This is a genomic window from Pseudomonas sp. (genome assembly GCF_049645325.1).
In the GTDB taxonomy this organism is placed as follows: domain Bacteria; phylum Pseudomonadota; class Gammaproteobacteria; order Pseudomonadales; family Pseudomonadaceae; genus Aquipseudomonas.
Window position 1 is genome coordinate 1 of record NZ_JBARTQ010000313.1, and the last position, 11,437, is coordinate 11,437.

Annotated in this window: 11 protein-coding genes and 1 pseudogene; 3 read left to right on the forward strand and 9 right to left on the reverse strand. The window is 62.0% G+C overall.

The features are described 5' to 3' along the window. The first annotated feature begins 260 nt into the window (after positions 1-260). Positions 261-1,181, forward strand: a complete 921-nt coding sequence (yegS, locus tag WBB95_RS14230) for a lipid kinase YegS (RefSeq protein WP_424488158.1) — start codon at positions 261-263, stop codon at positions 1,179-1,181. Here yegS and WBB95_RS14235 read toward each other — a convergent pair. The 3 genes from WBB95_RS14235 to WBB95_RS14245 all read right to left on the reverse strand — a co-directional run bounded on the left by WBB95_RS14235 (position 1,140) and on the right by WBB95_RS14245 (position 3,508). Continuing rightward, complete coding sequence (locus WBB95_RS14235) at positions 1,140-1,799, reverse strand: response regulator transcription factor (RefSeq protein ID WP_424488159.1); 660 nt, start codon at positions 1,797-1,799, stop codon at positions 1,140-1,142. The two genes, yegS and WBB95_RS14235, sit on opposite strands and share 42 nt — an antisense overlap. Next, on the reverse strand, positions 1,796-2,689 hold the full coding sequence (locus tag WBB95_RS14240) for a sensor histidine kinase (protein ID WP_424488167.1): 894 nt from the start codon (positions 2,687-2,689) through the stop codon (positions 1,796-1,798). The genes WBB95_RS14235 and WBB95_RS14240 overlap by 4 nt, the downstream gene beginning before the upstream one ends. Before the next feature lie 369 nt (positions 2,690-3,058). Continuing rightward, positions 3,059-3,508 (reverse strand): hypothetical protein, encoded by a 450-nt coding sequence (locus tag WBB95_RS14245; protein WP_424488160.1) that lies wholly within the window; start codon positions 3,506-3,508, stop codon positions 3,059-3,061. A gap of 533 nt (positions 3,509-4,041) precedes the next feature. On the opposite strand from WBB95_RS14245, the gene WBB95_RS14250 reads away from it, so the two are divergent. Together WBB95_RS14250 and WBB95_RS14255 are read left to right on the forward strand one after the other, a co-directional pair. Then, positions 4,042-4,977 (forward strand): chemotaxis protein CheV, encoded by a 936-nt coding sequence (locus WBB95_RS14250; RefSeq protein ID WP_424488161.1) that lies wholly within the window; start codon positions 4,042-4,044, stop codon positions 4,975-4,977. Positions 4,978-5,016: 39 nt separating this feature from the next. After that, complete coding sequence (locus tag WBB95_RS14255; RefSeq protein WP_424488162.1) at positions 5,017-5,823, forward strand: MOSC domain-containing protein; 807 nt, start codon at positions 5,017-5,019, stop codon at positions 5,821-5,823. A 64-nt stretch (positions 5,824-5,887) separates the two neighbouring features. On the opposite strand, the gene WBB95_RS14260 is transcribed toward WBB95_RS14255, so the two are convergent. The 6 genes and pseudogenes from WBB95_RS14260 to atuC all read right to left on the reverse strand — a co-directional run. Then, the gene (locus WBB95_RS14260; RefSeq protein WP_027603886.1) at positions 5,888-6,172 is read right to left on the reverse strand and encodes a pyrimidine/purine nucleoside phosphorylase; all 285 of its coding nucleotides are present in this window, start codon (positions 6,170-6,172) and stop codon (positions 5,888-5,890) included. Between the two features lie 63 nt (positions 6,173-6,235). Continuing rightward, positions 6,236-6,778, reverse strand: coding sequence for an exonuclease domain-containing protein (locus tag WBB95_RS14265; protein ID WP_424488163.1), 543 nt, complete (start codon positions 6,776-6,778; stop codon positions 6,236-6,238). A 72-nt stretch (positions 6,779-6,850) separates the two neighbouring features. Next, the gene (locus WBB95_RS14270) at positions 6,851-8,773 is read right to left on the reverse strand and encodes an acetyl-CoA carboxylase biotin carboxylase subunit (RefSeq protein ID WP_424488164.1); all 1,923 of its coding nucleotides are present in this window, start codon (positions 8,771-8,773) and stop codon (positions 6,851-6,853) included. 179 nt (positions 8,774-8,952) lie between these two features. Next, positions 8,953-9,714, reverse strand: coding sequence for an enoyl-CoA hydratase/isomerase family protein (locus WBB95_RS14275; protein WP_424488165.1), 762 nt, complete (start codon positions 9,712-9,714; stop codon positions 8,953-8,955). Next, positions 9,711-10,868 carry a citronellyl-CoA dehydrogenase gene (atuD, locus tag WBB95_RS14280; RefSeq protein WP_424488166.1) on the reverse strand — a complete coding sequence of 386 codons (1,158 nt, stop codon included), beginning with the start codon at positions 10,866-10,868 and terminating at the stop codon, positions 9,711-9,713. The genes WBB95_RS14275 and atuD overlap by 4 nt, the downstream gene beginning before the upstream one ends. Before the next feature lie 73 nt (positions 10,869-10,941). Further along, a pseudogene (atuC, locus tag WBB95_RS14285) lies at positions 10,942-11,437 on the reverse strand (geranyl-CoA carboxylase subunit beta); the annotation flags it as partial.

Sequence of the window (11,437 nt, forward strand, 5' to 3'; positions counted from 1 at the left end):
ATTCAAGCCTGCGTGCGGGCATGCCGAGCCTAGGCGAGGCACCGAGTGGAGGGGCAAGAGCGTTTTGCTTACTTTTGCGCTCTATCAAAAGTGAGCCGCTGTAAGAGCGGAACCAATATCAGCCACACCCCAAATAACGGATATGCACTCAGCCAGCCAGCCGGCCCCAAGGCCAATTAATTTCCAACCCCAATGACTTTTTCCCCCTCCCCAAATGTCCACATCCTTCAGGAACCCTCAAACCCAGGAGTAACACCCCGATGTCCACCCCCAAAGCACTGTTGATCCTCCACGGCAAGCAAGCCCTCAACGAGGACGTGCGCGCCGCCGTGCAGGCGCGGCGTGAACAGGGTTGGGAACTGGCCGTACGCGTCACATGGGAAGGCGGCGACGCCCAACGGCTGGTCAACGAAGCCCTGGCCGACGGTTACACCCACCTCATCGCCGGCGGTGGCGACGGCACATTACGCGATGTCGCCGAAGCCATGGCCCTGGCCAAGACCGACGCCAGCCTGGTGCTCATGCCCCTCGGCACCGCCAATGACTTCGCCCGCGCCGCCGGCGTGCCGCTGGAGCCTGCACAAGCGCTGGCGCTGCTGGACGTGCCACCCAAGGCCATCGACCTCGGCCAGGCCGGCAGCCAAATGTTCCTCAACATGGCCACCGGCGGTTTCGGCAGCCAAGTCACCGCCAACACCTCCGAAGACCTGAAAAAAGTCCTCGGCGGCGCCGCCTACCTGTTCACCGGCCTGACGCGTTTCAGCGAATTGAAGGCCGCGTATGGTGAGCTCGAAGGCCCCGGCTTCCACTGGAAAGGTGACCTGCTCGCGCTCGGCATCGGCAACGGCCGCCAGGCAGGCGGCGGGCATGTGCTGTGCCCCGGCGCGTTGGCCGATGATGGTTTGCTGGATATCAGCATTCTGCCGGCGCCTCAGGAAGTGGTCGGCACGCTGATGACGCTGATGAGCGACGGCTGGGGCCTGGACAATCTGTTCGTGCGGGCACGCCTGCCTTGGGTCGAGATCAAGGTGGCTGAAGGGCTGTACATCAACCTCGATGGCGAGCCCTTGAAAGGCGACGACCTGCGTTTCTCCGCGCTGCCCAAGGCCTTGCGCGTGCACTTGCCGGTGAACTCGCCGTTAGTCGTCCAGGCTGATGATTTGCTCGCGCACGGCGAATAACACCAGGCCGGCCACGTCGAATATCTGCAGGCGTTTCATGATCTGCGAGCGATGCGCTTCTACGGTCTTGATGCTCAACCCCAGGCCCTGGGCGATTTCCCGGGTGGACTTGCCGCGCACAATCAGGCGCAGGATCTCCAGCTGGCGCGGCGTGAGGTTGTGGCTGTGGGGGATCGGCGAAGCCGGGCCCTGGCTGCGGATCAGCGCCTGGTTGATCACCGTGTGGGCAATGGCGGGGCTCAGGTAGCGCTCGTTGTTGCGCAGGGCCAGCAGGGCGTGTTCCAGCTCGTTGGCGGTGGTGTCCTTGAGCAGGTAGCCATGGGCGCCGGACTCCAGTGCACGCATGATCAGGTCCGGGTCGGTGTGCATCGACAGGATCAGCACTCTGCTCTTGGGGTACGCGGCCTTGAGTTGCTGCAAGGCGTCCAGGCCACCGACGTGCTTCATCGACAGGTCGAGCAGCACGATGTCGGGCTGCAGGGCGCTGAATTTCTCCAGCAACTGCGCGCCATCACTGGCTTCGCCGATCACGTTATAGCCGGGAATATCCTGGATCAGCGCGCGTACGCCAGCCCGGATCAGTGCGTGGTCATCCACCAGGAGTAATTGGCAGGTCACTGGAGAACCTTAGGGGAATTGGCCCGTTCGAGCGCGCGGGGCGCCCAGGGGAAAAGCGCGTCGATCCGCGTGCCCTTGCCTGGCTGGCTGTTGACGGACAACGTGCCTCCCAGTTGATCTATCCGCTCGGACATCCCGGCCATGCCCCGCTGGCCTTCCAGGCCTGGGTTGATGGCGGGCGAAAAACCCAGGCCGTCATCGCAGATCATCAGCGACAGGCCTTCGGGCAGGCGTTGCAGGCGGACCAGCACATTCTGCGCCTGGGCGTGGCGGAGCATGTTGGTCACCGCTTCCTGGGTGATGCGAAAGGCCGCCACGGCCATTTCTTCCGGAATACCGGTCAGCCGTTGCTGGCATTCCAGGCTCCAGTGCACCGGGGTGTTTTCCAGGGTCTTGAGCAGGTGCGCACGCAGGCTGGCTTCAAGGCCCAGGCTCGCGAGTTGCCGAGGGTTGAGGATGGCGGACACGTCGCGCACTTTGGCCAGGGTTTCATTCAGCGTGTTGCACAGCACCGTGCATTGGCTTTGCAGGTCGTCGGGCAGGCGGCGCTTGAGCCATTCGCTTTGCAGTTTGGCGGCGGTCAGCAATTGGCCGATGTCGTCATGCAGCTCGCGGCTGAGGCGATGGCGTTCGTTTTCCTGGACTTGCAGCAGGCGGTCGGCGAGTTCCTGCGGCTGGAATTTTATCGATTTGCGCGAGCTCCATTGGTGCAGGCCCACCACCAGCAAGGTGGCCAGGTTGAGCAGCAGGATCAATAACGGCAGCGGCGCGGATCGCGTGTAGGCCCACAGGCTGACCAGCAACGAGCAAAGGCACAGGGCGAGGACCAAGCGGCGTGCATTGCTGCGGGACACGGACCTTGCGATGAGTGACTTGAGGCTGGCGTACATAGCGGATGGAGCCAATGAAGGTTCGCTGCGGGAAGACCGGTCACGGCGGCTGACAGGTCTCTGTGTGGAATGCGGTGCCGAATCATTTTTATACATGATGAAGTTGAGTCACTTCGAGCGGGGCATAGTACCACCACTATTACCGTTGGTCGCCTGGCGCCTTTCATTCAAGGCTTATTAAGCAGGCAAGCACCTTGGGCGGTAATCCCAGCGTTGAAAGAGTACGTCGTTGTATTAATTAAGTTGGTTTGTATAGTTATTACGCTGATGGCTAATTGATATGTTTCGCCCGCACATCAGTATCAGCCATTGGGGGGGGGATGGTCGTTTTTGGATAAGTCGGCGATTAAATACGACCTGCTCAACGCATCACGATGCGTGGTGCACGCGCTGCTGCGGTTTATTACCGAAGTCTTTTTGCGGAATCTGCAAAGTGACCGTTGCAATCAAGGTAGTTTGCTCACTTTCGTCCAGGCCCAGTTCGCCGGTGCGGGTGTCGATCAACTCCAGTTGCCACGCCAACAATGTCAGGCAGTCATGCAGGGCATTCAACGCCTGGTCATGCAGTTGCATGGGGCTCACGGCATTGGCAATCAGGTATTGGATATGCCGGGAGAATTCGCTGATTGCCTGCAACGCTAGGCCTTCGGCCTTTTCCGCCAGTTTGGCGAGGTTGGTCTTCATGCAGTCGATGGCATCGCTGTCGTTGCGAATCAAATGCAAGTGGTTCAGGCACTCTTCGGATTTGGCCAGGAGCATTTCGGCTTCCAGCAGAAATTCAGGAAGTGCAGTTTGCCATTCGTTTGCGCTGTTCATCATGCAAGTCTCCACAACATAAGGTCGGGTGATGAGATGCCGCACCGGGTGAATGGCGTAAAACTACCGCTGAAATATGACTGAAATCTGTAGCCCGCTTCTGAAATTCCAGTAGGACCTTTATTTGAATAACGAACGCCACGCGCGGCCCTTGTTATCGGGAGCGCTTGCACAACTTCAGTTGCCGCCACGTGAAAGTCTGGAAGACCCGTGGGCCGAGGGCTAGGGATGGCAAACAAAAGCCTGACTCCATTCATGCAATGAGAATGGCGTCACATTAATGGCTATTAGATATCGCGAATATCAGGTTGGGCCCGATTGTTCGTAGGGGAATCCCTTACGCAGCGGAACCTCGCGGCGATTTGTCTGTCGCGCAAGATGGCTGAAGTGCCGTGTGTCGAGGCCGTTGCAGTAAACCATGATGTCAGTGTGACATCAATGCATTTACGTGGCATTTTACAGGGGGTCAAGGTCTGGCGCTTGCCGCCGATAACTAGCCTTAAGTGAGCAGCACAATCCCACATCAGGAGCTTTTAATGGCCGGCATTCTCGACACGGTAGATCAACGCACGCAACTGGTGGGTGAGAATCGCCTGGAGATTCTCATGTTTCGCCTGGCCGGGCGGCAGCTGTTCGCGATCAACGTGTTCAAGGTGCAGGAAGTGCTGCAATTGCCCAAGCTGACCCTGATGCCGCAGCGCCACCCGTTTGTGTGCGGCGTGGTCAACCTGCGTGGCCAGACGCTGCCGGTGATCGACCTGTCCCAGGCCATCGGCATGCGCCCGCTGGTGCCGGGCCCGAACAGCACGATTATCGTCACCGAGTACAACCGTTCGGTGCAGGCCTTCCTGGTGGGCGGCGTCGACCGCATCGTCAACATGAACTGGGAAGCCATCCTGCCACCGCCGGCCAGCGCCGGGCGCCAGCATTACCTCACGGCCATCAGCAAGGTCGATGACCAGTTGGTGGAAATCATCGACGTGGAAAAAGTCCTCGCCGAAATCGTGCCGTACAACGCCAAGGTCTCCCGCGAAAAACTCGAGGACCCGGTGCTGGAACGCGCCCGTGGCCGCGAAGTGCTGCTGGTGGATGACTCCAACGTCGCCCTGTCGCAGTTGCGCGACACCCTCGGGCAGTTGGGCGTGAAGATGCACATCGCCAGTGACGGCCTCAAGGCGTTGAACATGCTCAAGGGCTGGGCCGACACCGGCCAAGTGATGACCGACAAGCTGCTGATGATCTTCACCGACGCCGAAATGCCCGAGATGGATGGCTACCGCCTCACCACCGAAATTCGCAACGACCCACGCCTGCGCGGTCTGTACGTGGTGCTGCACACCTCGTTGTCCGGCAGCTTCAACGATTCGATGGTGAAGAAGGTCGGCTGCGACAATTTCCTGTCCAAATTCCAGCCCGACAAGCTGGTGGACGTGGTGCGCCAGCGCCTAATGCTGGACGAAGTGCCCGCTTGACCTTAGGGTGACGGCTTTGCCCCTCAGGAAAGCAGGCCCATGCTGCGTCTCAGCGCGTTGTACCGTTACCCCTTGAAGTCCGGCAAGGCCGACACCTTGCAGCAAATCGGCCTGGATAAACTCGGGCTCGAAGGGGATCGACGCTGGATGCTCGTGGATGAAGCCAGCGGGCGTTTCCTCACGCAGCGCGCGGTGGCGAAGATGAGCCAGCTGTCGGCGCTGTGGAATGGCACCGGCGGCCTGACCTTGAGTTCTCCCGGTTATGCGCCGCTGGAGGTGGCGTTGCCTGGCAGCGACGCCGAGCTGCGCGGCGTGACCATTTGGCGCGACACCCTGCGCGTGCCGGACGCCGGCGATGCCGCCGCCGCCTGGGCCAGTGCCTTTATCGGCAAGCCGACGCGCCTGGTGCAAGTGCCGGTGGAGCGTGCGCGCAGCACCGAGGCGGGGTATGGCAAGGATGACGACAAGGTCGGCTTTGCCGATGGTTTTCCCTTGCTGCTGATCGGCCAGGCGTCTCTGGACGACGTGTCCCGCCGCATCGGCCGGCCCATGGAAATGCTGCGGTTTCGCCCCAACCTCGTCATCGAAGGCAGCGACGCCTTTGCCGAAGACACCTGGAAACGCGTGCGCATCGGCGATGTGGAGTTTCGGGTGGTCAAGCCCTGCTCACGCTGCATCCTCACCACCATCGACCCGGCCAGCGGCGAGCGCAGCGCCGACCGTGAGCCCTTGGCCACCCTCAAGACCTACCGCGAGCAGGACGGCGACGTGATGTTCGGCCAGAACCTGGTCAATGACGGCCTGGGCCGACTGGAAGTCGGCATGCCGGTCACCGTTCTCGAATAAACACAGCGCGCATAAAAAATGCCCGTCTCACACGAGACGGGCATTTTTTTGACCGGGCGAACACTCAGCCGCGGTATTCGCACAGGTAAGCCGTATCCACTGCGACCTTCAGCTGGAACTTGCTGTTGGCCGGAACGTTGAACTGGCTGCCGGCGGCGAAGGTTTCCCAGTCGTTGGCGTCTGGCAGTTTGACGCTCAGGGCGCCGGAGACCACGTGCATGATTTCACGCTGGGCGGTGCCGAATTCGTATTCACCCGGGGCCATCACGCCGATGGTCGCCGGACCCTCTGCGGTGCCGAAAGCGATCGACTTGACGGTGCCGTCGAAGTACTCGTTGACTTTGAACATGGGCGAATCCTCGGAAAAGGGTCTGGAAAGGTCGGCCAGTATGCCCAAGGGCAGGGAGGCTGCCTAGACTGGCAGTATCAGCGGTAATAAGCGTGCGGTATTGCGCGCATCTTCCAGCGCCCGGTGTTGCTGGCCATTAAACTGCATCCCGGCCAGTTGCAGCGCGCCGTTGAGCCCCAATGGCTTGTCCAGGCGGCGGGCCTTGGCGAAACGCTGCTTGAGGTTCACGTGCGGCGTGTGGGCGAGCGCGCTGGCCAGGCCGTGGCGCTGCCATTCAAGCTCCAGCTGCGCGCGGTCGTAGTCGCCCCAGCTGGCCCAGCCTTCCAGGCGTGCCTGATGCTGGCCCAGCCAGCGCTCGAACAGCGGCCACACCTCGGTGATCGGTGCGGCGCCATCAATGTTGGCCTGGGTGATGTGGGTCAACTGGCGGCAGAAAGGCGTCAGCAATGGACGGCGCAGGGGCCGCACAAAGCGCTGGAAGTGATCCAGCTCGCGGCCTTGGCGGTTTACCAGGCTCGCGCCGATCTCGATGACTTCCATCTCCGTCACGGGCCAGCCGCCTTCATCCGTTGTGGCTTCAAGGTCAATAATCAGCCAATGAGGCATCGCGCAGGTTCCCGTACTCGTCCTTTCCTGATGGGGATAGAGCGTAGCCCGGCCGTGTAGTTCCGCCTAGGGCTATTCGATCTCCAGCAAAATCTGGCGATTGCGCACCTGGTCACCCGCAATCACCTGCACAGCCTTGACCACGCCGTCGATGCCGGCGGTCAGCGGATGCTCCATTTTCATGGCTTCGAGCACCAGCAGCAGTTGGCCTTTGAAGACGTTTTCTCCGGCGCTGACGCGCACTTCGACGATCGCACCGTCCATCGGCGCCTTGACCGTACCGGTGCTGGCGTCGGCCTGGCGGCTGGCGACTTGCTGAGTGCGGTTGGTCACGCTGACACCCGAGAACCGAAGGTGAGTGCCATCCAGGTGATAGGGAACGCGGCGGCGAATGCCGTTGATCACCGCGGTGGCCCAGCGTCCATCGGCAGCCAGGTCGGCAATCTCGATGCCATTGACCAGCAGCCGGTTGTGTTGCGGCACGCTGACGGACACATCCTCAACGTCATCGTTGACCGCCAGGCGATAGGTCCACGGGGCGCCGGGGTTATTGCGCCAGCCTGACAAGCCTTGGCGATGGGTGTCGGCACTCTGTTGGTAAAACAGCGCGGCGGCCAGGGCGACCTGTTCAGGGGCGGCGGTCTGGCGCGATATGTCGCTGAAGTGCTTGCCGATAAATGCAGTACTGAAATCGCCCGCGATAAAATCCGGCTGCTTGAGCAGGTCGATCAACAGGCGCTGGTTAGTCGTCACGCCCAGCAACACCGTGTCTTCCACTCCCCGCAGCAGTTTGCGCCGGGCTTCTTCGCGGGTGGCGCCGTGGGCGATGATCTTGCCCAGCATCGCGTCATAGAACGGGCTGATGCGTTGGCCTTCGTTTATGCCGTGATCAATGCGTACACCGGCGGCCGGCTCCCAGCGCAGCACATCACCGGTTTGCGGCAGAAAGCCCTGGACCGGGTCTTCGGCGTAGAGGCGCACTTCCATGGCGTGGCCGGTCAGGGTCACGTCGTGTTGATGCAGAGGCAACGGCTGGCCGGCGGCGATGTGCAGTTGCCAGGCCACCAGGTCAAGGCCGGTGATCAGTTCGGTCACGGGGTGTTCCACTTGCAGGCGCGTGTTCATTTCCAGGAAGTAGAACTGGCCGTTGCGGTCGAGCAGGAATTCCACGGTGCCGGCGCCGACGTAGTTGACCGCGCGCCCGGCCTTGAGCGCCGCTTCGCCCATGGCTTGGCGCAGGTGAGGCGTCATCACCGGGCAGGGCGCTTCTTCGATGACTTTCTGGTGACGGCGCTGGACCGAGCAGTCGCGCTCGCCGAGGTAGATAAGGTGGCCGTGGCTGTCGCCAAACAGTTGGATTTCGACGTGGCGCGGCTCGATCAGTGCCTGTTCGAGGATCAGTTCGTCGCTGCCGAAGGCGTTCAGGGCTTCGGAGCGTGCGGTGCGCAGTTGGTCGAGCAGTTGCGTGCTGTCGTGGACCAGGCGCATGCCGCGACCGCCGCCGCCGGCGCTGGCTTTGATCATCAGGGGGTAGCCGATGCGGTGGGCTTCCTGCTGCAGGGTGGCGTCGTCTTGTTGGCTGCCTTGGTAGCCGGCAATGCAGGGCACACCGGCATCGAGCATGGCGAGTTTGGACAGGCGCTTGCTGCCCATCAGTTCGATGGCTTCGGCGCTGGGGCCGATGAAGGTCAGCCCGGCGTTGAGGCAGGCTTTGGCGAATGGGGCGTTTTCAGAAAGGAAGCCGTAGCCAGGGTGGATGGCGTCGGCGCCGGTGCGTTGGGCGGCTTCGAGGATGGCGGCGATGTTCAGGTATGACTGCTGGACGGGCGCGGGGCCGATGCGTACGGCTTCGTCGGCCATTTGGACATGCAAGGCGTCGGCGTCGGCGTCGCTGTAGAGGGCGACTGTGCGGTAGCCCAATGCCTGGGCGGTTTTTTGGATGCGGCAGGCGATTTCGCCACGGTTGGCGATCAGGATTTTTGTGAGCTGCGGCATTTTTTGGGGCCTCGGGTGTATGTCCATTTTTTGCGGTGATGGGGGGGTGGGTTTCGCCCTTACGGCGAGTCACTTTCGAAAAGCGCGAAAGTAACCAAAGCGCTCTTGCCCCTCCACTCGGTGCCTCGCTTTGGCTCGGCATGCCCGCCCGCGGGCTTGAATCCGTGGGCCGCCGCCACTCATCGAGCCCACCCAGGCTTGCGCTTCTGCAAAAACGCCCGAGTCCCCTCAATGCCTTCTTCCCCAGCCACCGCCTCTGCGAACCACTCAGCGGCTTGATCCAACAATGGCCCCAATGGCTGCTCCACGCTCGCCAGCAACAGCGCCTTGGTCCGAGCATTTGCCCCAGGGGCGCACCGCAATACCTGCCCCAACACTTCATCCACCCGTTCCGCCAACGCCTGCGGATCAGTCTCGACAAAATGCACCACGCCCAGCCGTCCGGCCTCTGCGCCATCAAACCGCGCCGCCGTCAGCGCCAGCCGTCGGGTTTGGGTCAAGCCGATACGCTTGACCACAAACGGCGCAATCTGCGCCGGCAACAAGCCCAGGCTGGTCTCCGGCAAGCCGAATTGCGCCTGGTGATCGGCAATCGCAATATCACTCACACAGGCCAAGCCAAACCCACCGCCCAGGACGGCGCCTTGCAGCACCACAATCACCACCTGCGGCACCGCTTCCGCTTCTTGCAGCAAGGTACCGAACGCCCGGTTCAAGGCCTGCATCTGGTTGCCTGCAGTGATCATGTCCTTTACATCCGCCCCGGCGCAGAAATGCCCGCCCGCGCCGCTGATCACCAGCGCGCGCACCTGGTCGTCCAGCCCTGCCAGCACCGCGCGCAGTTCGTTGACCATTTCCAGGCTCATGGCGTTGCGGCTTTCCGGGCGATTGAGGGTGATGTGCAGCACCCCGTTATGCGGTTCCAGCAGCAGGGTGTTCATGATTTCTTCCCGGGCAACGTGCCCATCAATTTGCAGATGATGCCCAGCATGATTTCGTCGGCACCGCCGCCGATCGACACCAGCCGCACGTCGCGGTAGGCGCGGGCCACGGGGTTGTCCCACATGAAGCCCATGCCGCCCCAATATTGCAGGCAGCTGTCGCTGACGTCGCGGCCCAGCCGCCCGGCCTTGAGCTTGGCCATCGACGCCAGGCGGGTCACGTCCTGGCCCTTGATGTATTGCTCGGTGGCCTGGTAAACCAGCGCGCGCAGGCATTCGATTTCCGTGGACAACTCGGCCAGGCGAAAGTGAATGACCTGGTTGTCGATCAGCGCCTTGCCGAAGGTCTGGCGGTCCTTGCAGTACTCGATGGTGCTGTCGATGCAGTACTCCAGGCCCTTGATCATATTGGCCGCGCCGAACAGGCGTTCTTCCTGGAACTGCAGCATCTGCATCATGAAGCCCGCGCCTTCGTGGCCGATGCGGTTGCGTTGCGGCACGCGCACGCCGTCGAAGAACACCTGGGCCGTCTCGGAGCTGTGCATGCCGAGCTTTTCCAGGGGCGGGCTGACGGTGATGCCAGGCGTGTTCATCGCCACCATGATCAGCGATTTGTTGACGTGCGGTTTGTCGTCGGAGGTGTTGGCCAGCAGGCAAATAAAGTCGGCGCTGGGTGAATTGGTGATCCACATTTTGCTGCCGTTGATCACGTAGTCGTCGCCGTCCTTGCGCGCGTGGGTTTTCAGCCCGGCCACGTCAGAGCCGGCCCCGGTTTCCGAGACGCCGATGCAGCCGACCTGCTCGCCGCTGATGGCCGGGCGCAGGAACTCGTCGCGCAGTTCATCGGAGCCGAAGCGGGCGAGGGCTGGGGTGCACATGTCGGTCTGTACGCCGATGGACATCGGAATGCCGCCGCAGCGAATGGTGCCGAACTCCTCGGCGGCAACGATCGAGTAGCTGTAATCCAGCCCCATGCCGCCAAATTGTTCTGGTTTGGAAATGCCCAGCAGGCCGAGGTCGCCGGCCTTGCGGAAGATGTCGTGGATGGGGAAGCGCCCGGCTTTTTCCCATTCGTCCACGTGGGGGTTGATCTCGCGATCGACGAAGGCGCGCACGGTGCGGCGCAGTTCCTGATGTTCCTGGGTAAAGATCATTTTTATTCTGCTCCCTGTGGGGACGCGGTGCGTCCTGGGCTGCATTCCCGCGCAGAGCGAGGGAACGATCAAGTTAGAAACGCGCCACGCCAAAGCTATTGGGCTGCAACTGCCGCACCTCGGCCTCGTGGCAGATATCCAGCAACAAGCCGAGCAACACGCGGGTATCGCGTGGATCAATCAGCCCGTCATCCCACAGGTTCGCGCTGCCATAGAGGGCGGTGGACTGGCTGTCGAGTTTCTGCGCGGTGACCTGCTCCAGCATGTCCAGCACCTTGGGGTCGGGCACCAAGCCATCCTTCAACTGCTTGGCCTCGGTGACGATGCGCAGCACCTTGCCTGCCTGCGCGCCGCCCATCACCGCCGTGCGGCTGTTGGGCCAGGCGAAGATAAAACGCGGGTCCAGGCCCCGGCCACACATTGCATAGTTGCCGGCGCCGTAGGAGCCGCCGACCACCACGGTGAGTTTAGGCACGCGCGCATTGGCGACGGCCTGGATCATCTTGGCACCGTGCTTGATCACCCCTTGCTGCTCCGACTCGGTGCCGACCATAAAGCCGGTGGTGTTG